The 23,437-nt window shown below is 62.3% G+C and carries 22 protein-coding genes; 16 read left to right on the forward strand and 6 right to left on the reverse strand.

All coding sequences use genetic code 11. The features are described 5' to 3' along the window. Positions 1–25: 25 nt before the first annotated feature. The 13 genes from CHB97_RS15680 to CHB97_RS15740 all read left to right on the forward strand — a co-directional run bounded on the left by CHB97_RS15680 (position 26) and on the right by CHB97_RS15740 (position 13,579). Positions 26–1,486 (forward strand): metallopeptidase TldD-related protein, encoded by a 1,461-nt coding sequence (locus CHB97_RS15680; RefSeq protein ID WP_244559566.1) that lies wholly within the window; start codon positions 26–28, stop codon positions 1,484–1,486. After that, entirely contained in the window at positions 1,486–2,475 is a 990-nt protein-coding gene (trxB, locus tag CHB97_RS15685) for a thioredoxin-disulfide reductase (RefSeq protein ID WP_244559567.1), read from the forward strand. Before CHB97_RS15680 ends, trxB begins: the two co-directional genes overlap by 1 nt. Positions 2,476–2,532: 57 nt before the next feature. Continuing rightward, on the forward strand, positions 2,533–2,868 hold the full coding sequence (gene trxA / locus CHB97_RS15690) for a thioredoxin (protein WP_089288927.1): 336 nt from the start codon (positions 2,533–2,535) through the stop codon (positions 2,866–2,868). After that, positions 2,865–3,779 carry a hypothetical protein gene (locus tag CHB97_RS15695; RefSeq protein ID WP_089288928.1) on the forward strand — a complete coding sequence of 305 codons (915 nt, stop codon included), beginning with the start codon at positions 2,865–2,867 and terminating at the stop codon, positions 3,777–3,779. The genes trxA and CHB97_RS15695 overlap by 4 nt, the downstream gene beginning before the upstream one ends. Positions 3,780–3,790: 11 nt before the next feature. Continuing rightward, positions 3,791–4,693: an AraC family transcriptional regulator gene (locus tag CHB97_RS15700; RefSeq protein WP_160105903.1), complete on the forward strand. Its 903-nt coding sequence runs from the start codon at positions 3,791–3,793 to the stop codon at positions 4,691–4,693. Positions 4,694–4,872: 179 nt separating this feature from the next. Further along, a complete protein-coding gene (locus CHB97_RS15705) occupies positions 4,873–5,475 on the forward strand; it encodes an RNA polymerase sigma factor (RefSeq protein ID WP_089288930.1) in 603 nt (200 codons plus the stop codon). Then, positions 5,444–5,671 carry a DUF4880 domain-containing protein gene (locus tag CHB97_RS15710; protein WP_089288931.1) on the forward strand — a complete coding sequence of 76 codons (228 nt, stop codon included), beginning with the start codon at positions 5,444–5,446 and terminating at the stop codon, positions 5,669–5,671. The genes CHB97_RS15705 and CHB97_RS15710 overlap by 32 nt, the downstream gene beginning before the upstream one ends. A gap of 281 nt (positions 5,672–5,952) precedes the next feature. Continuing rightward, positions 5,953–6,936: a hypothetical protein gene (locus CHB97_RS15715; protein ID WP_143270948.1), complete on the forward strand. Its 984-nt coding sequence runs from the start codon at positions 5,953–5,955 to the stop codon at positions 6,934–6,936. Between the two features lie 52 nt (positions 6,937–6,988). Continuing rightward, complete coding sequence (locus CHB97_RS15720) at positions 6,989–8,773, forward strand: ABC transporter ATP-binding protein/permease (protein ID WP_089288933.1); 1,785 nt, start codon at positions 6,989–6,991, stop codon at positions 8,771–8,773. Positions 8,774–8,994: 221 nt separating this feature from the next. Beyond that, complete coding sequence (locus CHB97_RS15725; protein ID WP_160105906.1) at positions 8,995–11,769, forward strand: TonB-dependent receptor domain-containing protein; 2,775 nt, start codon at positions 8,995–8,997, stop codon at positions 11,767–11,769. Between the two features lie 82 nt (positions 11,770–11,851). Further along, complete coding sequence (locus CHB97_RS15730) at positions 11,852–12,178, forward strand: co-chaperone YbbN (protein ID WP_089288935.1); 327 nt, start codon at positions 11,852–11,854, stop codon at positions 12,176–12,178. Then, positions 12,175–13,128, forward strand: a complete 954-nt coding sequence (locus CHB97_RS15735; RefSeq protein WP_143270950.1) for a hypothetical protein — start codon at positions 12,175–12,177, stop codon at positions 13,126–13,128. Before CHB97_RS15730 ends, CHB97_RS15735 begins: the two co-directional genes overlap by 4 nt. Before the next feature lie 106 nt (positions 13,129–13,234). Continuing rightward, positions 13,235–13,579, forward strand: a complete 345-nt coding sequence (locus tag CHB97_RS15740; protein WP_089288937.1) for a co-chaperone YbbN — start codon at positions 13,235–13,237, stop codon at positions 13,577–13,579. Between the two features lie 236 nt (positions 13,580–13,815). Here CHB97_RS15740 and CHB97_RS15745 read toward each other — a convergent pair whose 3' ends face one another. The 4 genes from CHB97_RS15745 to CHB97_RS15760 are packed head-to-tail and all read right to left on the reverse strand — an operon-like array spanning position 13,816 to position 16,512. Then, positions 13,816–14,403 carry a DUF4166 domain-containing protein gene (locus CHB97_RS15745; RefSeq protein WP_089288938.1) on the reverse strand — a complete coding sequence of 196 codons (588 nt, stop codon included), beginning with the start codon at positions 14,401–14,403 and terminating at the stop codon, positions 13,816–13,818. Between the two features lie 3 nt (positions 14,404–14,406). Then, positions 14,407–14,877, reverse strand: coding sequence for a DUF2269 domain-containing protein (locus CHB97_RS15750; protein ID WP_089288939.1), 471 nt, complete (start codon positions 14,875–14,877; stop codon positions 14,407–14,409). Continuing rightward, positions 14,870–16,168, reverse strand: coding sequence for an SDR family oxidoreductase (locus CHB97_RS15755; protein ID WP_089288940.1), 1,299 nt, complete (start codon positions 16,166–16,168; stop codon positions 14,870–14,872). The genes CHB97_RS15750 and CHB97_RS15755 overlap by 8 nt, the downstream gene beginning before the upstream one ends. Next, on the reverse strand, positions 16,168–16,512 hold the full coding sequence (locus CHB97_RS15760) for a hypothetical protein (protein WP_089288941.1): 345 nt from the start codon (positions 16,510–16,512) through the stop codon (positions 16,168–16,170). The genes CHB97_RS15755 and CHB97_RS15760 overlap by 1 nt, the downstream gene beginning before the upstream one ends. 177 nt (positions 16,513–16,689) lie before the next feature. Between CHB97_RS15760 and CHB97_RS15765 the strand changes: the two genes are divergently transcribed. The 3 genes from CHB97_RS15765 to CHB97_RS15775 are packed head-to-tail and all read left to right on the forward strand — an operon-like array spanning position 16,690 to position 20,329. Beyond that, positions 16,690–18,525 (forward strand): sensor histidine kinase, encoded by a 1,836-nt coding sequence (locus tag CHB97_RS15765; RefSeq protein ID WP_200819975.1) that lies wholly within the window; start codon positions 16,690–16,692, stop codon positions 18,523–18,525. Then, positions 18,522–19,886 (forward strand): sigma-54 dependent transcriptional regulator, encoded by a 1,365-nt coding sequence (locus tag CHB97_RS15770; RefSeq protein ID WP_089288942.1) that lies wholly within the window; start codon positions 18,522–18,524, stop codon positions 19,884–19,886. Before CHB97_RS15765 ends, CHB97_RS15770 begins: the two co-directional genes overlap by 4 nt. Next, a complete protein-coding gene (locus CHB97_RS15775) occupies positions 19,883–20,329 on the forward strand; it encodes a thiol-disulfide oxidoreductase DCC family protein (protein WP_200819976.1) in 447 nt (148 codons plus the stop codon). Before CHB97_RS15770 ends, CHB97_RS15775 begins: the two co-directional genes overlap by 4 nt. Before the next feature lie 149 nt (positions 20,330–20,478). Here the strand turns inward: CHB97_RS15775 and CHB97_RS25985 are convergent, their stop codons facing one another. Together CHB97_RS25985 and CHB97_RS15785 are read right to left on the reverse strand one after the other, a co-directional pair. Continuing rightward, positions 20,479–21,108, reverse strand: a complete 630-nt coding sequence (locus CHB97_RS25985) for a hypothetical protein (RefSeq protein WP_143270952.1) — start codon at positions 21,106–21,108, stop codon at positions 20,479–20,481. A gap of 4 nt (positions 21,109–21,112) precedes the next feature. Beyond that, a complete protein-coding gene (locus tag CHB97_RS15785) occupies positions 21,113–23,272 on the reverse strand; it encodes a serine/threonine-protein kinase (protein WP_089288944.1) in 2,160 nt (719 codons plus the stop codon). Positions 23,273–23,437 lie beyond the last annotated feature (165 nt).

Consider the following 23,437-nt stretch of genomic DNA (forward strand, 5'->3'; position numbering starts at 1 on the left):
GGTCAAGACGAAGGAATTGATGCAAATGTCTCTCACCGCTGCCGATCGTCTGGCGCGCGCGCAAACGCAGCTTCTTGCGGCCAACGATCTTGACATCAACAAGCTGCAAAATGGCCTCGCCAACCTTTGGGGGCGCGGCGCCGATTATGGCGACCTGTATTTTGAGATGACGACGCGCGATACCTGGTCGCTGGAACGCGGCAAGGTGGCCCGTGCCGCGTTTGGCATCTCGCAGGGTATCGGTGCCCGCACCGTCACCGGTGAAAATACCGCATTCGCCTATTCCAGTGACATCAGCGGCAAGGCCATCGATGCCGTGACCGCCGCCGCCCGCGCCATGCAGTCCCATGGTCAGGACGCTGGCGAGACCGGCCGGGGCGTGGAGATCAAGGGCATCCGTCAGGATTCCCAAGCCTATTCGACGCTGGAAGCCGCTGGCGGCATTGATACGATCCAGAAGGTCGCGCTGCTGCGCAAACTGGATGATCTGGCGCGTGCGGTTGACCCGCGTATCACCGAGGTCAATGCCCAACTGGCCGTCGAGGATGCAACGATCCTGGTCGGCGCGACGGATGGCACCCTGGCCGGCGATATCCGCCCGCAGGTGCGCGTTAACATCTCCGTCGTGGCGGAAGGGAATACCCGCCGCGCCTCCGGCTCGGCCGGGGATGGCGGCCGTTTCACCCTGGGCGAATTCAATGAGGCCCGGCTGGAGAAGATGGTCCGCAAGGCCACATCAATCGCGCTGACGAACCTGGAAGCCATTCCCTCGCCCGCCGGTGAAATGACGGTGGTGCTGGGCAATGGCTTCCCCGGCGTACTGCTGCATGAGGCGGTCGGCCACGGGCTGGAAGGCGATTTCCACCGTAAGCGGGAATCCGTGTTTAACGGCATGATGGGGCAGCGCATCGCCGCCCCCGGCGTCAATGTCTATGACGATGCGACCGTGCCGGATGCGCGCGGTTCGCTGAATGTCGATGATGAGGGTGTCGCCGGTCAGCGCACGCTGCTGATCGAGGATGGCCGTCTGGTCGGCCTGATGCAGGACAAGACCAGCGCCCGGATCATGAAGGACAAGATGACGGGCAATGGCCGCCGGCAATCCTATGCCGATCTGCCCATGACCCGCATGACCAACACGTTTCTGGAACGCGGCCCCTACGATCCGGAAGAGATCATCGCCTCGGTCAAGAACGGCATCTATGCCGTGGAATTCAGCGGCGGCACCGTCGATATCACCTCGGGACAGTTCAACTTCTCTGCCGAGAAGGCCTTCCTGATTGAGGATGGCAAGGTGACCGCGCCGATTGAGGGTGCGACGCTGATCGGCGTCGGCAATGAAGCGCTGAAACATATTGCCATGATCGGCAATGACCTGGAGCTGGGGATCGGCTTCTGCGGCAAGGCCGGCCAGACCGTGCCGGTCTGCGTGGGCCAGCCGACGATCCGCATGGACAAGGTTGTTGTCGGTGGTGCGGGAGCCTGATGATGCGTGCCACACAGAACAAGACGGCCCCCCGGCACAGCAAGCTGCTGATCATCGGATCGGGCCCGGCGGGTTACACGGCGGCGATCTATGCCTCCCGCAGCGCCCTGAACCCCGTGCTGATCGAAGGGCCGCAGCCCGGCGGTCAGCTGACCATCACCACCGAGGTCGAGAATTGGCCGGGTGATGCCAGCGTGCAGGGGCCGGAACTGATGTTGCGCATGGGCAACCATGCAAGGCATGTCGGGGCGGAGATCATCGCCGACTATATCGTCGATGTTGATCTGACGCAGCGGCCCTTTGTGGCCACCGGCGATATGGGCGACCGCTATACGGCCGACAGCCTGATCATCGCCACCGGGGCCAATGCGCGCTGGCTGGGCCTGGAAAGCGAAACCCGCTATCGCGGGCAAGGCGTGTCGGCCTGCGCCACCTGCGACGGCTTTTTCTTCCGGGGACGCGTCTGCGCGGTGGTCGGCGGCGGCAACACGGCGGTGGAGGATGCGCTGCATCTGGCCAATTTCGCCAGTGCCGTCTACCTGATCCATCGCCGCGACAGTTTGCGCGCCGACAAGACCAACCAGGCTCGGCTGTTCGCCCACCCCAAGATCAAGGTGATCTGGAATGCCGAGGTGGCGGAGGTGCTGGGCAATGGCAGCAAGGTCACAGGCGTGCAGCTCAACCACCCGCTGACCGGCGAACAATCCACCTTGACCATTGACGGGCTGTTCGTCGCCATCGGTCATGATCCGGCAACCAGCCTGTTCAAGGACCAGCTCGCCATGGACGAGGATGGCTACATCCTGGTCACGCCGGGGTCGACCGCGACCAGCGTGCCCGGCGTCTTCGCCGCCGGCGACGTGCAGGACAAGCATTTCCGCCAAGCCGTGGTCTCGGCCGGCATGGGCTGCATGGCGGCCCTGGAAGCCGAACGCTATCTGATCGATCAGGCCGCCAAGACGGTTCTGGTTGAGACCGTTTCCGCCTGACGGATATCCACAATATCGGCACCGGCCAAACCGGCGCCGCCACAATGGAACGCCCCCATGTCCAAGCTCAAGGATGTCACGACCGAAGCCTTCGCGGCGGAAGTCTTGCAATCGCCCATTCCGGTTCTGGTCGATTTCCACGCCGTCTGGTGTGGCCCCTGCAAGGCGTCGGCCCCGGCGCTGGAAGATGCGGCCCGCGAATTTGACGGGGAGATCGCCTTCGTCAAGGTGGATGTCGATCAGGAGCCGGCTTTGGCCCAGAAATATGACGTCCAAGGCGTGCCGACCTTCATCATCATCAAGGATGGCCAGCCGGTGGAACGTTTTCAGGGCATGGTCTCCCGCGGCAAGCTGGCCACCGTGCTGGAACCCTTTGCGGGGGCCGGGGAATGAGCATCTATCGGGCCTTTGGTGACGCGGCCAAGCGCACCGCCCTGATCGCCGATATTCGCGGCAAAGGGCCTATCTATCAGGCGTGGCTGACCCGCGCATCGGTGGAAGGTGATATCTCCGCCCTGTCCGATGAATATGGCCTGCACCCGGCCATGGCGCGACTGTTGCCCGCACTGGGCGCCTTCGGGGAAGCAGAGGATGCCGCCGGCTTTTATGAAAGCCTGCTCAACGCCATCCCTGTCGGGGCGGAAACCGGGGCGTTGGCGCGGCAGAGCCTGCTGTTGGCCTGGAACGATCCGGTTTATGGCCGTGCCAACATCATCAAGCCGGGGCCGCTGCGGGCCGCGTGCGAAGGGGTCATCGCCCTGGTGACCCGGTCGATTGACCAGCCTGTCGACAAGAAGGCCTGGCGCGCGGCACGCACCGCCCTGGTGACGGCACGCAGTGAAGATACGAGTGCTGACCGGGCGGTCGATCTGGTGATGTCGCTCGCCTGGGATCTGGAACAGGCCCCCGGTGCGGCCCATGATGTGATCACGGCCTGGTCGGCGGCGGTCAATATCGAAGCCGACGCCTCTGACGAGGATTGCTTCTCCGACGCGGAGAATGAAACCTTTCAGACAGAGATGAACAAGATCAACGAAGAGGCGATGGAAGCCCTGTCTGAAAAGCAGTCGCTCGACAGCATCGGCGTTGAGGAATTCCTGGCCGAGGTTGAACGTCTTTGGGCGGCAGACCCGGCGCGCCACGCGCTCAAGCAGCGGTCGATGGCGCGGCGCACCCGTTCAAATGCCAAGATGGCCGCATGGCGCGCCGCCATTCAGCAACAGGTTCTCGACCTCGCCACCGCTGCTTTCCGGTCCCCCAATGCGTCCCTGTCCGGGGTGCAGCCGGTGCACTCTCTCACCTGACAAAGGGTCTGATGGCAACGATCCGCGCACAGATTGCTTCCGTCTTCGCCGCCAATCCGATCCTCGGATTGCGCGGCGGAACGGCTTGGCACGTTGACAGCGTGCAGCGCGACATCGCGACCATCCACCATCTGACCAGCGATGCCTTCGCCTTTTCCCTGGAAGGGGCGACGGCATTCGATGGGCCCGGCTTCTGCGCGCATATCATCTTCCTGCGTGCCGGCCAGCTCAGCGTCGTTCAAACCGGCCACAGCCGCACGCTGACGCCCGGCGATATCTTCACCGTCTGCGCCTGGCGGCCGATGACGCTGGAAGGGACAGACGATCTGGATGCCATGATCGTCACCATGCCCGCCTGGTGGGCCATGCGGCGTTTCCTCGACGGGTTGCTGGTCCTGCCCGATCTCCATATCGGCAAGGACTATTTCGCCACGCCGGTCATGGCGAAACTGGCCCAGGCCCTCTTCGACCTGCCCAACGAGGATACGGCGGCCGCCGCCCAAGGGCTGACGATGACCGCCGACCTGATGCGCACCGCCCTGGCCGCCTGCGTCGATACCCATAAATCACTGCCGCGCTGGCAGGGGCGCATTGGCGGCATCCTTGAATTCATCATCCGCAACCTCGATACGCCCGGCCTATCGGCGCATGACGCGGCCGCCAACCTTAAATGCTCCGTCCGCACGATCTACAAGACCTGTGCCGCCCATGGCACCAGCTTCAACGCCTTTCTGAACGAGATCAGGCTGGTCACGGCGCAATACCAGCTCATGCACACCAATGATCGCGTCTCGGAAATCGCCTATGGCGTTGGTTTTGCGAGCCTGTCCCATTTCGCGCACCTGTTCCGCGCCCGCTTTGGCGTCTCTGCCAAGGCGATGCGGCAGGGGCGCCGTACCTATCTCCCGCATTGAGAGGCGCTGTGACACACGAAACGCGCCGACAATCGAAACAGACGGATGGAATGGCACGGAACCAGGCATTCCCAGCAGCCTGGGCGCGCAAGGCACCTGCTGCCGACCTTTTTCACAATGGCCAACCCAACCGGCTCCCCAGCCGACCGGGGCCATTGTCTACGCTGGGTGATTGAGAGATGGCACGCGTCGGAAACGAACGGGCATTGTGGCTGGCGCAGCATATCCTGCCGCATGAACCCTGTCTGCGGGCCTGGCTGGCCCGTCGTCGTGTCGCAGAACTGGAGATCGACGATATCGTGCAGGAAGCCTATGCGCGGCTTGCCTCCATGGATAGCGTGGAAGGCGTGCGCAACCCGCGCGCCTATTTTCTGCAGACAGCCCATTCCATCATCTGCACGCATCTGCGCCGCGCGCAGGTCGTCTCTATCCGGGCGGTGGACGATACCGAACTTTCGCGCTTCGAATGTGAAGATGCCTCACCGGAGAGCACCGTTTGCGACCGTGACGAACTCCGGCGGATCGGTGACATTGTCGCCGGCTTTCCCAAGCAGGTTGCCGCCGTTTTCATCCTTCGGCGCATTGAGGGGCTGAGCCAGCGCGACACGGCACAACGGCTCAACATTTCTGAAAGCTCGGTGGAAAAAAACATGGCCAAGGGTATCCGCCTGTTTATGGACACAATCGCGCTTTCCGGAATATCGTCACCCTGTGCGTCTAATAGAGGTGATGAAAAAAACATTGGCGCAGATGGAAGACCGCGAAAGCAGTGCCCGGATTGACGATATAGCCGCCCTGTGGGTTGCCCGCATGGAGGCGCGCCCGCTTTCCGCTGAGGAAGACAGCGAGCTGGACGCGTGGCTGGCGGCGGATATTCGCCGCCAAGGGGCCTTTGCCAGGGCCTGGGCCGTATCGCTGCAAATGGCAAAGGCACAGGCGCTCGGCCGGGATTTCTTCACCGATCCGGATCAGGAATAGGCCGTTTATTTGACGGTTCCCGTAATGGTGTGCACCGGGATGGGCGGGTGCTGCCATCGCCCCTTTCCGTATATCCAGCCTATGACAATCGCTGTTGTTTCAGGTGGGCCTGCTTTGGTTCCCCTGAAAACCACGGAATTGGATGGGGAAAGTGCTGCGGCCGCGCGTCTCCCCTCTTAGGGCCTTCGCACCATCGGTTGGAAGGCAATCTGTGTATCCGGTTTCGGGGGGAATGGCTGTTCGCGCGACGCCCCCCGGTGATTTGCGAAGGAGAGGCCGCAGTGTCCCTTAGAGCGTTTCTTGGTGATCCAGCCCTGAAGGCTGAGACGCTGAACCGTGTCCGTCAGGCTTGGGACACGCGGCAGATCATCCCCTTGATCTATCTGAAATGGTCAAACGGTGCCGGGGTCGCTTCGCTGGCCGGCACCATTGCTCAGACGCAAGATCCCGCCCTGTTCGTGGCCCGCACCGGCCTGCCGCTGGAACTGGCCTTGCTGTGTGAGATGCTGGTCAATACCGGCATCACCTTTCAGGATGATGAGACGGCACCGCGCGGCTTCATCATGACCGCCGATGAGCGGATATGGTCATTCGGGTTGGAATGGCTGGAAGCGATTGCCGTCGATGCAGATGTGGGCGATGTCGTCGCCCGCTTTCTGCCCGTTTTTCTGACGCAGATTCTGTCGGATGAATTTCCCCTGGCGGCCAACATCGATCCCGCCGTGAAGTCGGTTGCCCGCGACATCCTCCAGCTTTGGGAATGCGAGCGCCGGGGCGAACCGGTGCCGTCCAGGGCATGGCGCACCATTCGTGCCAATGCCTTGCTTGTGTCGGAAGGGAGCCGCGATCCCGCAGGCTATGCGGCGGCGGACCTTGTTGAATCTCTGGCATGGCCCTGTGCCGGCATTGCGGTGGAAGGGCCTGTCATTTCTCAGAAATTCCTGCAGTCCTGCCTGCAGGTGCTGGCGGCCCCGTTCCTGTCCCCGCAGGATCAGATTGACTGGGCCAAAGGTCTGGCTGCACAGCGGGAACTGCGCCGCATCCGCAGTGAAGCACCCTCTGCTGATCTGTCGGATGAGGCACTGCTGGATCGTCACCCGGAAATCAAACAGGCGATGCTGGCCCCCCAGCAGCCAGCGGCGGCGGCCCGGATGGATGCGGCCAAGCAGAAGGCCCGCTCAGCCCTGTTGCCCTTCTTGCTGCAACAGATGGATGGGCTGCTGAACCTGCTGCGCCAGACGTCCGACAGACCTGTCTCGCCATGATGCGCGCCAGTCACCATAAAGCATTCAAACTCACGCTGAGACGGTACGCCAGATGACCGATAGCTATGTGACCGATCCATCCGCGCAAGATGCCGTGATAACGGAAAAGCCGCCCGAGGTGCCCCCCGGTACGGTCTGGCTGCATGTAAAATACGGCGCCGCCATGATCTGGCGGTACATCAAGGCGGACCCGCTGCTGGGCATCCCGTTGATTGCCTATCAGTTCTTTCAAAGCACCGCCACGGTGACAGTGCTGTTGAAAATGCAGCTGGGATTTTCGGCCATCGTCAATGCGCTGGCTGCCAAGAACGGGGCTGTCATTTCCGGGATTGTCCTGGAAATTCTTCTCTATGGCTTCGGGCTGGCGCTGCTCAACGTCATCGGCGCCTGGACGCGTCTGGCGCTGCGGATGCGGATGCGCAAGGTGCTGACGACCCGCCTGCTGGATGGCTGGATGGCGGGCAATCGCTTTTTCCATCTGGAGCGCCGCACCGAAATCGATTACCCGGAACAGCGTATCCAGGAAGATGTCTACACCTTTGTCGAGAAGGTGACGATCATCGGCGTGTCGGTCGTTGCCTCCATCTTCGGCGTCTTTCTCTATACGTCGGAGCTTTGGCGACTGTCCCCGCCCCTGGTTTTCGACCAGGTGGGTTTGACCGAGCCCATTCCCGGTCTGCTTGTTTACGTGGCCTTTGCCCTGGCCATCGGGATGACGTTTCTTGTCCACTGGGTGGGGCGCTTGCTGACGCGGGCGGAAGTCGTCCGCCAGCGGCTTGAAGCCCAGTTCCGCCTGGAAATGCAGTCGATCCGGGGCAATGGGGAATCCATTGCCTTCGCGCGCGCCGGCGGAATTGAACGCAAGCGTCTGGCCAACACGTTCCAGCTCATCATCCTCAATTGGCGTTCCTACACGCTCGCCAATATGCGGATCACGCTGGTAACCGGGTTGCCCGAGACCTTCATGTTCCTGTTTCCCTATCTGATCTGCATTCCCTTCGTGCTCGAAGATAAGATGCAGATCGGCGATATTCAGATCGTGATGGCGTCGTTCACTGCCGTCTATATGGGCATCAGCGCCATCGTGACGCAGTATAGCGAACTGGCCATTCTGCGGTCTGCAGTCGCCCGTCTGCATCTGTTCGATCAATTGCTGACAATGCCGCTGGATAGCGGCATCCATGTTGAGGAGATCGCCGATGAACGGGTTGGCGTTCAGGGGCTGAAGGTTGCCTATCCCAATGGCGAACCGATGGTTTCCCTGGACAGGCTGGAGATTGCGCCGGGGCAGCGCTTGCTGGTTCAGGGCAAATCCGGGGCGGGGAAGAGCACCTTGCTGCGCAGTATTGCCGGCCTTTGGCCGTATGGTGCCGGCGATGTGCAGGTGCCGACCAAGGCGAAGATCGCCTTCCTGCCGCAGCGCAACTACATGCCCGATGGCACGCTGGCCAGCCTGATGTCCTATCCTGACGCACCGGAGGCGCATGGCGATGACGATTATGTCGCTTTGCTTGGGGAATTCGGGTTGGGACGGCTGGCGCCACAGCTGCACTCTTATCAGCCGTGGAGCCGTATCCTCTCGCCGGGTGAGCAGCAGCGCGTGGCGGCAGCGCGGGCCATCCTGGCCCGGCCAGATTTTCTTTTTGTCGACGAAGCGACCAGCGCGCTCGACGCCCAGTTGGAGGAGAAGCTTTACAAGGTGCTGGTCGAACGGCTGCCGGGGGCGGCGATCATCTCCGTCGCTCACCGGCAAAGTGTGGCCGTTTATCATGACCGCAGCCTGATCATTGAAAATGGCGTGGCGATGGTGAAGCCGCTCCACCACGGTACGGCCTGAACAGGATGCGGGGGCCGCCCCTGGTGGCGGCCCCCGCATCCTGGCGGAAAACATGAAACAAACCGCAATCAGCACCCCGGATGAAGTTTTGTGACATTTCCGATGAGGGAATGGCAGCGATCATGCGTCTACCTTCCATCAGGGAGCGCATTGTCTTGCAGAAAACGGGGAGCTCTATGGGTATCAAGAATGGGTACTGGCGTATGAAACCTTGGTTTGGCGTGAGCGCTTTCGCACTGGGAATGGCCTTTGCGGCACAAACAGCGCACGCTGACGCCAAAGCCGGCAAAGCGTCGGAGGAACAGTTCGAAGGGCTGGCCGAAATTCTGGTGACCGCGCGCCGGACCTTGAACACGGATATCCGCCGCAGTGAAGACGACATTCAGCCCTATGTCGTTTTCGGCTCGGAAGAGTTGGCCCAGAGTGGCGCGCAGAATGTCGAGGATTTTCTGCAATCGCGGCTGCCGATGAATACCGCGCAATCCACCCAGTCGCAGGCGGGTCCGCCTACCTCTGCCGCTGGTCGCCTGGATTTGCGCGGTTTGGGGGCGGATGAAACGCTGGTGCTGGTGGATGGCCGCAGGCTTCCCAGCATCCCGACCGGGGACAGCTTCGGCCAGCCGAACATCAATGGTATCCCGATTTCCCAGATTGAGCGGATCGAGGTGCTGCCCACCACGGCAAGCGGAATTTATGGCGGCGGTGCCACGGGCGGCGTGATCAATGTCATCCTGAAGCGCAATTATTCCGGGCTGGACATCGAAGCCCGTTATAATAACGCGCTGGATTTTGCCGCCGGCCAGAGCTATTTCGCCGTCAATGGCGGCACGACGCTGGAAGATGGCCGCACCCGGATCATGGGCGCGGTTTCCCACTCTCAATCCAGGACTTTGACAGCCAGCGACCGGAGCTTCTTCCGTCGCGGTGCCGAATTGCAGTTTCGCAATGATCCTGTGAATTCCACCGCCCTGGTCGGCGGGCCGAATATCTGCGCCACGCTTGACGGCTTTGACTGCGCGACAGACGCACTGGCGCTGAAAAGCGGTGCCACGCTCAATTCCGCCGTGACCAGCATTCCCGATGGCTATGCCGGCAACCCGGCCGCCCTGGCGGCGCAGGCAGGCAAGCTGATCTATAATCGCGCGGATTTGCCGATCTGGACCGGGCCCGATATCACCACCTACAATCTCAATGTCCGGCGCGAATTCAGCGACAGCGTGGAGATTTTTACCGATTTCTCCCGTGATGAATCCAGCAGCAAGAACATCACGCCGATCCAATATTCGCTGTATATCCCTGAAAGTGCGGCGGTCAATCCCTTCCAGCAGGATGTGCTGGCCTCACTGAATTTCCCCAATGCCCTGACGCAGAGCCAGAAGACAGAGAACACACGCGTCAATGTTGGCGGGATCATCCGCCTGCCCTATCGCTGGAGTGCGGCGGTCGAATATGGCTGGCTGCGGAACACGGGTCGCAGCCTGAGCAATGTGGTGCTGGGGCCCGCGTCGGATGCCGCGGAAGAGCGGCTGCAGGCGGCGGTGTTCAGTGATCTTCGGGCCAATCCGATTGCGGATCCGGCTTCACTCTTCAATATTTTCAGCTCCTCCGGGCGTGACGCAGCAACGCTGCACACCGCTTCGCTGCGTCTGGGCGGCCCCATCATCCGGCTGCCGGGTGGCGATCTGACGGCGACCACCTTGCTGGAACAACGCTGGGAGTCCACCGACGACAAGATCAATTCTTCATCCGTCGGTGGGGCGCCCCGCTATAATTGGTCGCCCGAAGCGCGGCAGAATGTCAAATCGGGCTATCTGGAACTGAATGCGCCGATCGTCAGCCCCTCCAGCGAGGTGCCGTTCGTGCGCGACCTCCAGCTGATGGGCTCGGTGCGTCACGATAATTATCAGACGCGCTATGCCGGCTATTCCATCCCCATCGCCAGCCCGACAGGACCGTTCCCGGACCAGCCGGGGGTCAAGACCGATCTGTCCTCCACCAACTATACGGTAGGCGCCAAATATGCGCCGATCGCCGATATTGCGGTGCGCGCCAGCTGGGGTAACGGTTTCCTGGCGCCAAAGCTGGGCAATATCCGTGCAGAGGCGCCGTCGGTGTTGAGCGGCCCGTTGATTTCTTTCCTCAACCTGCGCGACCCGGCCCGTGGCAATGCGCTTCTTCCGGGACCGTTGACGGTGCTGGGTGGTGGAAACCCGAACCTTCAACCGGAAGAGTCTGAAAGCTTCTCGGCAGGCGTCGTGCTGACGCCGCGTTTTCTATCCGGCTTCCGGGCCTCGGTTGACCTGACCTCCATCCGCAAAACCAACGAGGTGCAGAACCTTCCGATCTCCTTCTTCCTGGCCAATGAGGCGGTGGTGCCGGGGCGGATCATTCGCGGTGCCAATCTGCCGGGTGATGCCCCAGGCACGCCCGGCCCGATCACCGCGGTGGATACATCGGCGATCAACCTCGCCAGCTCCCGCATGAAGGCCATCGATATCAAGGCCGATTACAATTTCAAGGATTCCGACCTGGGTTCCTTCCGCGTTTATGCCGCCGCCACCCACACGTTCGAACTCAGCTCCAGGGCGGCGCCGGGGCAGGCTTCCGTCGACCGGGCCGGCTTCTTTGAAGGGCCGCTGAAATGGCGCGCCAACCTTGGTGTCGATTGGCAGAACGGCCCCTGGGGTGCCGGCTGGAACACGCAGATCTATGGCAGCTATCGCGTCTGCATGTCGGTCCAGACCGCCTTCACCTGTGCGCAGTCGGAAGCCTGGCAGGGTGCCGCCAAGGTGCGCAGCCAGAATTACAGCGATATCTATGTGAACTACGGGTTCGAGGAAGGCTTGCTGGCGGATTCCGAAATCAAGCTGGGCATCCAGAATATCTTCAATCAGCGGCCGCCGACGGTGGCCTCCGGCGTGGACCAGACCGGATATTCCAGCTTCGGCGATCCGCGTATGCAGCGCTTCACGCTAACCCTGCGCAAGCATTTTTAAACCGCAGATGGCGCCCGGTTACCAGCGACCGGGCGTCCGTATCAGCATTGTTCAACATCGCCTCTTTCGGGATGGGAAGCATATGAGCGAGATCATCAAGGCTGTGGACGAGGCCAATTTCCAGGCAGAGGTCGTCGAGAGCACGCTGCCCGTGCTCATCGATTTCTGGGCCCCCTGGTGCGGTCCCTGCCGGGCGCTTCTGCCGGCGCTTGAGGCCTTGGCACCGCTCTATGCGGATAGTTTGAAGGTGGTGAAGATCGATATCGATGAGAACCCGGCCCTGAAGGCCCGGTACGATATCCAGTCGATCCCGCAGCTTTACCTGACAAATGCCGGCAATCCGCTCGCCCGCCTCGCCGGGCGTACCCGCACGCATCTGGCAGCCGAACTTGAGGAGCTTCTTCCATGAGCGGTGCTGACAGAATGCAAGCCTTTGGCGGCGATCCGGCGGTGAAGGCCCGACTGCTGGAACGCGTGCGTGCCCCCTGGGCCGCGCGCACCCTGGTGCCGGATGCCAGCCTGAACTGGCGGCGCGATGGAACCCCGGATTCGTTGAGCGGCACGCTGGGGGAGACCCAGGATCGCGCGGTGTTCACGGAGCGAACCGGCATTCCCGTCGATCTGGCCCTGCTATGCGAGACGCTCCTGGCCCCTGTTTTCAAGACAGTGGCCCCAGAGGATTCTGTCGGCGGGACAGCGCCGGTGCTGTCCTTCGGGATCGAATGGCTGGAGGCCATCCAGCCCGGTGCAGACCTGGGCATGGTGGTGCCCCGATTTGCCCTCCACTGCCTGGAAATGTTACTGCAGCCCGATTTTGCTTTGGCACCCTATATCAGCGCGGAATTCCGCGCGGTGGGATGTCAGATCGCGGCATTGTGGGATCGTGAACTGGCCGGTGAAACGATAGCACCGGCCGAGTGGCGCCGTGTCCGCAAGGCGGCCTTGGCCGCCAACGCCAACGAGGCCCCCGTTTGGGGCTATCGTGTGGCAACCTTATTGGAAGTCGTGGCCTGGCCCCTGCGGTCCATTGCCGGTGAGTTTGTCGCCGTCTTCGCCGCTTTTCTGTTCAACTGGCTGATGTTCCTTGAAACGGCACACATGACCGAGCAGGAGTGCCGTGACCGTGAGCATATGCTCATCGGCTGGCGCGCCCTGGCCATCGCGCCCCGTGATGAGGCGGGGAATATCGACGGTGACCCGCTGGAGCGTCTGCCCGAAGCGCAGCGCGTGATGTCCATGGAACACATCACCAGTACAATGGAACGGATGATGGCGGTGAGAGAGGCCGCCCGCCCTGCGAAAGAACGGGTTGTCCTTGGCCTGACGGACACCCTCCTCGGCCTCATCCAACAGGCGTAACCCGCCCCCCAGCGCCCAAGGGACGCCAGTATGCAAGCCGGCCACCGCACAGAACATCGGTTGGATCACGGCCATTCTCTTTAAAAAAAATGAAGGAATAATCACCATGAGCGCAGAAGTCATTTCAGTATCGGATAATACCTACACGGTGGAGATTGCGCAGAGCGAGCAGCCCGTTCTGATCGATTTCTGGGCGCCATGGTGTGGGCCATGCATGGCCCTGCTTCCCACCATCGAAGCCCTGGCGGCGGTTTATGATGGCGAAATCAAAGTGGTGAAGGTCAATGCGGATGAATGCCCGCAACTGGCCGACAAATTTGGGGTTCAAGGCATTCCCCACCTTGTGCTGGTGAAGGACGATAAAGCCATCACCCTGCGTGAACGCACCCGCACGCGGCTGGTCAGCGAGATCGATGGCGCGCTCGCCCGGATCATGCATCCAGGGGCGTGATTGTACCGGCGGGGTGGCGTTGTTATACCAAGCCGCCTAAAGGTTGACCTTTAGGCGGCTTGGAGGCCGGCGACCGCCGGCCCGCCGCTTGGTAGCGGCGTGAGCCAAGGGCGCGGATGCGCCCGCCCGGCGACTGAGGGAACAAAAAATCTCCCTGGATCGGTCACGATCAAGGGAGATTGGTATTACATCAGCGGCACGAGTGGCCGGCTTAATAAAGTGCAGGGACATTTGCATCAAGGCGCTCCGTCAATACGGGGCTTGTCTTGCTGGTCTTGTGCTCTCCCAAGCCGCCCACGATAATGGATCAGGCGCCCAAGCCACGGGAGATCGATGGGTATATCGAAGGTGAAGTCCCCATCCTTCTGCCCTTCAGCCACCCGACAGCGCGGCGCCAGCCAGGCGGGCATCGACATGCCCAGGAAACAACAGCCCACCACCGTCAGGTACAGGGCATCGGCAGTGGCCTCGATCCGGAAGATATTGGTGATCATGCCCATCTGTTCGATCAACAGACCGGTGTCAGCCCCCGTGCCTGCTGTCAGACGGCTGGCATAATGGCGCTTGCCGAAACGGCGGTGCCAATGTTCGGCGGTGGGTGTGCGATCGAAAATCACCGTAACCGGTACGTTGCGCCCCGCCTTGGGCAACCCCATCAGGGCGCAGATCAACCGGGGCAGCAGGCCCGGCATCACATCGACCTGGGCCAGGCCTGACAGTTCCAGGCGGCCTTCCCCATCATGAACATGGCGCACCGCGTCGGGCAGCCGGTCCATCGCGGGGCCCAGCAGGCGGCGGAAGACGGGCATATGTTGTGTGGTCATGGCTCAGAACTCCGGCTTGGCGACCATCAGATAGAAGATGGCGAGCACGCCGATAAAGGCGGGCCATCCCAGGGCAAACCAAAGGGCGGCATAGCGGTGATAGAGCGGCGGCAGGCCGGTGCCAGCGGCCAGCGCCGCCTCCGCCATGTGCCGCATCCGGATTTGCAGCCAGACCACAGGCAGCCAGCAGCCCCCCACCAGCAGATAGAGCAGGATGGCCATCAGCAGCCAACCGCTATCCATCCTGTATCCTGCGAGAAGAGCCAGCCAGACGCCCGTTATCGGCTGCACGATGACGGCCGGTGTGGTGAACAGCCAGTCGGCCCAGACGACATTGCGGTTCACGACGGCAGCGGCTGACAGGTTGCCGGATCGGTTGGCCATCCAGCCATGGAAAGCGGTGCCCAGGCCGGTGCCGAACAATAAGGTGGAACTAAGGATATGGACATATTTCAACAAGACATAGTCATCCATTGTCCGCCTCCATCGCCATCATGACCAGCGTGGCGCCGGCGACGACCAGATTTTTTGTGACCGCCCCGAACGGGTGTAACCACAAGTCGGGCAGGTAAAGGCTGATCAGGACGGTATAGCCGACCATCAGCACCAGCTGGGCGGCCCCCACCGCCACGGGCCACCAGCGGCAGAGCAGTGCCAGCCCCAGCGTCAGGTCCAGCAAGGCGCCCGTATAGAGAGCCACGCCGGCCGACAGGCCCGTCAACCCCAGCGGGGCCAGCAGCGCCTCGCTGTCAGATACCGGGTAGAGCCCCAGCGAGACGATGCCCGTCCAAATCCAAAGTGCCGCCAGCAACAGGCGCAGCGGCAGGGCCAGCGGCAGCAGCCGTGCCCGCCAGCGGTCCGCAATCATTGCCGGATGCTGGCCCAGCGCCGCCGGCAAGGCGCGTGCCGGGCGGCCCAGCAAATCACGCATCGGCCTGTCATCGCCGACATTGCCGGCCTTCAGCATGATCAGACTGTCCCGCGATGCCGGCCCCAACCCGAAACGGTCGCCCAGCGCCGCACCCAGCATCAGCAAGGCGTGGGGCAGCGGCAGAAAGGGGGCCGGGCGAAGGTCCAGCCAGCTGCGCAGGGCCAGGGTAACCCCGTCCGTCGTCATCACCACCGGCCCGGCAAGGTCCAGCCGGCGGGCAAAGGGCTCCACGCGGTGCAACAGGTGGATGATGACGTCGATGACATCATCGACATGGATCGGTTGCAGCTTCCAGGTACCGGGCCCTAACCGCAGGGGCAGTGGAGCAGCCGCAAGGGCGGCGAACATCTCCGTGCTGGCCCCGCCGCGCCCGATGATCAGTGACGGGCGCAGGATGGCCCAATTCATGCGCTGACCGGTGGGATCCAGGCTGGCCAGATGATCATCGGCCGCCTGTTTGCTGCGGTGATAGCGGCTGATCCCGGTTTCGTCGGCCCCCAGGGCTGAAAGCTGGATGACATGACGGACACCGGCGGCCAGACAGGCATCGAACAGGGCTTTGGCGCCCTGGTCATGCACGGCAGCAAAGCTGCCGGCCCCATCGCGGATAACGCCCGCCAGATTGATCACGGCGTCGATGCCGTTTAACCGGGCCTGCCAATCGGCCGCCTTGTCGCGGGCCAGGTCGCATGACATCGTGGCTGTTTCAGGAAAAAGGCGTTGCAGCCGGGCGGGATTGCGGCCGGCGACGATGACCATATCCTCCCCCTCCATCAGCCGGGCCAGCAGATGCCGGCCGACAAAGCCGCCGGCCCCAATGATCAGAATGCGCATCACACCACCTCCCGCCGCAGCGGCAGGTCGTTGCCGCGCGGCGTGCGCGTCCAGATGGCATAGCCCATTCCCAGCAGTGCCAACATGATGCCGCCCAGGGCATAGAAGACCACATGGCGCAGGACACGCACCGCATCGCCGGTAAGATCGACGGCCGAGACTGCCAGCAGCGGCACCAGAATCACCATTGTCACCGACCAGATGGTCCAGAAGCGCGACCGTTGTTCAGTGCCGCAGAGATCACTCAGCAGCACCAGCAGCGGTCGCCACAAGGCCGCTGCGGCAATCGAGGACAGGGTCAGCGTGATGAACCAGCCCATCAGGGTCAGGGAAAGCGAGCCCATGGCAAATCTCCGTTCCGTCCGTATCGGCACCCCCGAAAGGGGCGCCCCGGCGCTTCTTTGCGATTGGCATGCCATGTGCTGTATCGGCGGTGTGAATGCCGGATTCTGGCGCTTTCAGCCCCGGTCGCGCTGGTGGCACTGTTAACGGTGTGAACAGTTCCTGGTAGGATGCTGTCAATGATGTTTACAGAAACCATGCTCCCCACCCTGTTCTATGTCGGTGCCCTGCTGCTGTCGGCGCTGGCCGGTATCGGGCTGGCTTTGCTGTTGCTGCTGAAGGCAGCCCCGGTGCCGGGGGCGCGTCTGCTTGCCCTGTTCCTGGTTGGTGTGGCGGCCTGGAGCGGCGGGCAGGCCTTGCCGCCCCTGTTCGGGCCGGTCAGCGATGGGGTGGTCGGTCTGCTGTTGGCGCTGGCGCCGCTGCCGTCCGCGGTGTTTGTGCATCTGGTGCTGGCCTTCGTGCGCTGCGGGGCCACGGGGCCGCTGGTGCGCGCCGCCTATGGGCTGGCGGCGGCGGCGACGGTTCTGGGCCTGCTCGCCGATCCGGGTCAGGTGGTGGCATGGCGCGATTTTCGCGGTGTCTTCATCCCCAGCACCGCCGGCTGGGGGGTGATCGGCATCTGCGGGTTATTGTCGGTGGCCGGGCATCTGCGGCTGTTCAAGGGCTGGCTGGACCTGACGGGCCTGCGGCGGCGGCAGGCGGCAGCCATCTGCTGTTCCAGCCTGATCGGGCTGATCAGCCTGATCGGTTTCGCCTTCCCGCCCCTGGGCATCGATGCCTATCCCTGGCCCGTGCTCGGCCTGCCGCTTTATTCGGTGGCGCTGGTCTATGGCATTCTGCGCTATCAGCTGATGGATGTGAACCTGTGGGCGCGCCGGATGCTGGTCTGGCTGCTGCTGATGGGGTTGATGGCGGCGGCTGCCACGCTGGTAATGGCGCTTCCGCTGGCGGCAGACACGCCGTTTGCCGGTGTGGAGACCTGGCTGCTGATGATGGCAATGAGCTTCATCACGCTCGCCATCTGGCGGCCTTTGCGTTTCATCGCCGATCGTCTGGTCTTTCCCGGCGGAGAGGTTTCGGGGGTTGACCTGGAACGGTGGCGGGAGGATTTGGCAGCGCCCGCCGACTGGCCGGCGCTGCTGGATCGGGCCTCGGCGCGGATCGGTGGGCGTCTGGGGCTGCCGGTCGCTGTGCGCCTGAAGGAAGCAGAGGGGCCGGTTCCCGCCCTTATCCTGTCGCGGGATGTGCGGGGCTGGCGTTGCGATCTGGTCGGCTGGCAGGATGCACCGCCCGGCCCCCGCCACGCGGCCGGCCTGTTCGCCGGCTGCCTGGCGGAGGCGGCGGGACGGCTGGACCGGGCGGAAGCGCTGGCCAGGGCGGAGCGGGAACGCCAACGGGAAGCGCGATTGGTCGAGCTTGGTCAATTGGCCGCCACGGTGGCACACGATTTGCGCAATCCGCTGAACATCATCACCATGGCCGCCACCGGCGCCCCGCCGGAGATACGGGCCGACATCGCCGAACAGGTGGGCCGCATGGAAATGCTGGTGCGCGACGTCATGGATTATGCCGGGACCGCCCGGCTGGATCGCCGCACCCTGTCGGTGGCGGATGCCGTGGCGCTGGCCTTGTCGGGGCTGCCGGGGCTGCGGGTGGAAACCAGCATCGACCCGGCATTGTCCGTTCAGGCTGACCCGCGCCGGCTGCGCCAGATGCTGGTCAACCTGCTGGAAAACGCCGCCGCCCATGGTCAGCGTCTGGCTGTGATAGCGGAGCGGGTGGGGAGTGCCGTGCGCATCCATGTGTGCGATGACGGCCCGGGCGTTCCCGCCGACATCCGTGACCGGCTGTTCCAGCCCTTCGTATCGCGCCGGCCCGGCGGCACGGGCCTGGGCCTGGCCATCGTCGCCCGCATCATGGAGGCCCATGGCGGAACGGTGGCGCTGGGCGACCGGTCGGGCTGGTCCACCTGCCTGACCCTGACCTTTCCTGATGACAGGGAGAACCGGATATGAACCCGTCGCGCATCCTGCTGGTTGATGACGAGCCGGCATTCCAGCGCCTGGGCGCCGCCTGGCTGCGCGCTGCCGGCCATGCGGTGGAGGTGGCGGGCGACGGGGCGGCGGCGCAAACTGCCTTCCGTCGGCAGCCGGCCGATCTGGTCCTGCTGGACCTGTCGATGCCGCCGCACCATGACCCCGTGGCGGGACTGGAGCTGATATCCGGTTTCGCGCCGGCCCCCGTGGTGGTGATCACCGGCCATGCCGACCATGCACTGGCGCTGAAGGCGGTGGAGCGCGGCGCCTGGGATTTCCTGGGCAAGCCGCTGGACCCCGACCTGCTGCGCGTTGTGGTCGACCGGGGGTTGGAGCGTGGGCGGCTGGTTGCCGAACTGCGACGCCTGCGTGAAATGGCCGGGGCGGCCGACGATCTGGGGATTGTCGGGACCAGCCCCGCCCTGGCCCGCCTGCGTGATCTGGTGCGCCGCATTGCGCCGACGCAGCTTTCCGTTCTGGTGCTGGGCCCCAGCGGGACCGGCAAGGAGCTGGTGGCCCGCGCCCTGCATGATGGCGGCCCCCGGCGCGATCAGCCCTTCGTCACCGTCCATTGCGGCGCCATTCCCGCCGAATTGCTGGAAAGTGAGCTGTTCGGTCACCTGAAGGGCAGTTTCACCGGTGCCCATGCCGACCGGCCGGGTCTGGTGGAAACCGCCCATCGCGGCACGCTGTTCCTGGATGAGGTGGGGGAGATGCCACCGCCTATGCAGGTGAAGCTGCTGCGCTTTTTACAGGAAGGCACCTATCAGCCGGTCGGTGGACGGGAGCCGCGCCAGGCCGATGTCCGCATCGTTGCCGCCACCCATCGTGATCTGGAAGCGATGGTGAGCGAGGGCACTTTCCGTGAAGATCTCTATTATCGGCTGAAGGGCATGGTGCTGCGCACCCCGTCTCTGTCGGAACGGCCGGAGGATGTGCCCGTGCTGGCCACCCTGTTCCTGCGCCGCGTGTCGGGCGGGGGCGCACGCTTCACCCCCGACGCGCTCGACTGGCTGGGGGCCCGCGACTGGCGGGGCAATGTGCGTGAATTGCGGGCCCTGGTGGAATGCGCCGTTGCCCTGGCGGGGCCGGGAGAGGCCGAGGAGCGCTTGCTTGATGCGGCTGATCTGGCTTTTGCCGCTGGGGAGGAAGCCCGAATGCCGACCGCTGCCGCCACCTCCAACCGCCTTACACTGGATCAGCAGGTGGCGGCGCTGGAACACCGGCTGATCACCCAGGCACTGGAAGAGGTCGGGCATAACCATACCCATGCGGCCCGGCTTCTGGGCCTGTCGCGCGTGGGTCTGTTGAAGAAGATGGACCGGATGGGGTTGCGATGAGCGATACAAACCATGACATGCCCGACCCCGCCATTCTGCCGCGGCTGTTGGCCGGGCCGACCTGCCTGTTCGATGGGGTGTGCAACCTGTGCAACGGATCGGTCCGTTTCATCCTGGCGACGGAAGCTGACCACGAAATCCTTTTCGTGGCCATACAATCGCCGGTGGGCAGGGCGGTGCTGGAAGCTGTTGGTATGCCGCATCTGACCAACAGCTTCGTCTATATTGATGAAAGCGTGGTTTCCTTGCGGTCGATGGCGGCCTTTCATCTGGCCCGACGGTTGCGGGCGCCCTGGTCATGGCTGAGGCTGTTCCGGCTGTTGCCGACAAGGCTCACGGATTGGCTCTATGATCGGCTTGCCGACAATCGCTACCGCCTGTTCGGCAAGCGCGACCTGTGCCTGATACCATCGCCCAGCCAGTCGGAGCGCTTTCTCCATTGAGATCGGGGCGATCCGCTTTAATCACGGGACCGTGCGGCCTTCCGAAGTATGGGCATTTTGCCCTCACCTTGGAAGGCCAGCGACGGGATCGTCACAGACCGAAAAACACCGACTGCGCCAAATGATGTGCATGAGCGATAAGATGAATCTCACCAATCATCACCGCCAGTACCAACAACAACTGTTGGATCAAAAATGTAAACGCGCGTAAATAGCTCTTGAGTTTCAAGATTTTTTTGCTGAACAGACAAATATCCCGACAATTGCCAAACCGCGTCACCATCTACAACATCAAATACTTTCGGATACATAGAAATTGTTGCGACCGCATTATCTTTTTCTTGATTTTCTTTAGATGGCATAATTTTTACATTCGGCTCATCCATAGGCTGCCAGTCGTTTGTAATAATTCCAGCACTTTCCACTTTAAAAAGCGATAACGCGCTCTGCCTTATATTTCCCGCCGGCACGGAAACAAAAACAAGATCTGTTACTGTAAACCCAGGATTAATAACGATGCCTTGGTTTTCTTCAAAATTATTTCGTATAAACTCCCATGAATATGTCGCCTGAATGTTGACATGCATTTTTGAATTTTTTTCTAAGTGATATGTTCCCGCGAATTTGCCAGTTTTCTGAAGTACGGATTCCCTACAATGGGAAATATCATGGCAAGCAGGATCATAAATTGTAATATCATAGCGCAAACATGTACTTTTTTGTTGCAAATCAAATTCAAGATGGAGCACATATTCCTTGATTTGTTCCGTTTCTGACATGATTCTATCCTTGTATCAGGGATTGTTGATATTTCCGGTCCAGGCGTAACTTTGCCAGTTCTGGTTCACTGTTGATTTCATCCTGCGCGTATCCGGCCTTCCGTGCCTGGGCAAGCAGGGTCAGGGCAGCCTCACGCTGCCCCAGGATTTCGTTTGTCACCGCTGCATCGAACAGGATTGCCGCCGTCGGGGCAGCCAGGGCCGTTTCCAGGGCTGCAAGGGCCGGCTTCTGCTCCCCCAATTTCGCGTAATAGAGGGCTGCCTTAATGTTGTAGATGGGGTCCTTTGGGCGGGCCTTCAGCTTTGGTTCCAGATAGCGTAGAGCCAGACGGTAGGCATTGCGCGCCTCCTCCTCCTTGCCGGCGGTCCAGCGGTAGGCATCGCCCAGATTGCCCCACACCAAATATCGCTGGCCATTACCTTCAAGCCGGAGAAGGCTTTCAAACGCTTCAGCAGCCTGGGGGTATTGGCCCAGGAAATAGAGGTAGCTACCCAGGTTGTTGTAGAGCATGGCATCAGGGCGAACGCGCAGGCCCTGTTGGATCGTGCCAATAGCATCACTTGTCCGGCCCTGCATGTGCTGGGCGGCGCTGAGATTGGCGTAGCCGATAGCGCTATCGGGGGCCACGGCAATACTGCGCCGGAACTCTGCCTCCGCCTTGGCATAGTCGGCACGGTCGAAGTAAATCCGACCAATCTCGTCATGGAAGAGGCGGTAATTGGGGTCTATCTCGATGCCCCGGAGGCTGGTTGCAATGGCATCATCCAGCCGCCCGTCGGTCCGGTAGAGCCGCGCCAGACCTTCCAGCCCCAACAGGTTCCCCTTGTCAAGGGACTGGGCTATCTCGAAATGCCGATAGGCGGCGGCAGCGTTGTGGGCGTAACTTTCAGCCCAGGCGACGGCGATATGGGCCAAGGCCAGCTGGCTGTCCAGAGAAAGGGCCAGCCGTGCCGCTGCATCCGCCTGCTTCAGGACGGCAGGGTCAGGCTGCTGCGCCGTATAACGGCGGAAAAGGGCCAAGCTTAATCCGGCCGTGGCGGCTGCATTTTGTGGGTCCCGGGCCAGCACCATTTGAAAGTTGCTGACGGCCGCATCGATGGCCCCCCGATCCTCGAAGCGATAAAGATGCCCCATCGCCTGGGTAACCATGGACTGGATGCTGCGGGGCGGCATTTCCGGCAGCAGGTCCTTATCAGCAGCCAGCCATAAGGCCAGCAACAGCACTCCCCCTGCCCCCGCCGCCGCCGCGGACCGGCGCCACCGCCACGCCCCGGTAAAACGCAGGTGGCCAACCCGTTGCCACCAGGGCGGGGACACAATGACGGCCTCCTTGCCCAGCAGGGCATCAAGCCTGGCGCGCACATCCCCCATGGAGGAAATCCGCCTGGCAGGGTCCGGCTCCATCATGCGGGCAACCAGATCGCAGAGCGCTGAGGGCAAATCCGGACACAGGGTCTGCAGCGGGTCCGGCCGCCCATTGAGAATACGCTGCATCACAGCGGCGGCATTGCTGGCCGCAAAGGCGCGCTGGCCGCTCAACATCTCGAACAGCACGGCACCGAAAGCAAAAATGTCGGAACGGATGTCAGGCTGGGCCCCCATGAACAGTTCAGGAGCCATATAGCTGGTCGTACCCCTGCCGACACTGTCGCCCGGGTCGGCACCAGTGCCCAGCGTACCCTGGGTATCGGCCAGCAGGGACAAGCGCGCCAGACCGAAATCAACCAGCAACGGCCGGAACTGTCGATCCAGGATGATGTTCCCGGGTTTGATATCGGCATGGATCACCCCGGCCCGATGTGCCGCCGCCAGCGCATCCGCCAATTGTCGCGCCATTGCCAGCGCCGTCGGCAATGGCAGCCGCCCATCACGCAGCCTGCTGGCCAAGGCTTCCCCGTCAATATGCTCCATCACCAGGAATGTGTGTTCGCCATCCTGGCCGAGATCAAAAATGGTCACGATATTGGGATGGCTGAGCCGTGCCAGCGCCCGCGCTTCCTGCAGGTGGGTGTTCATATCGGCCACGGCCGCATCGCTTGCACGCAAAAGCTTCAAGGCAACCGTCCGGTTCAGCACACGGTCCCACGCCTCCAGCACGGTGCCGTAGGTGCCGGAACCGATGGTGCGCTCAATCCGGTACTTGCCTATCGTCTGTGCGAGCATAGGTATCTCAAGCAAAAGGATTTTCACCTAGGGCCGCGTCGCCAAGGGCGAACCCAGGACTTTAGATTTCCAATTGGAACCTTTGATCCAGACTAATAAAGTTATATAACTTTGTCTATATATCTGTTACCACATAAAGAGACATTCTCGGCAATGCGGCAAGCA

The organism is Azospirillum sp. RU38E (genome assembly GCF_900188385.1).
Classification (GTDB): domain Bacteria; phylum Pseudomonadota; class Alphaproteobacteria; order Azospirillales; family Azospirillaceae; genus Niveispirillum.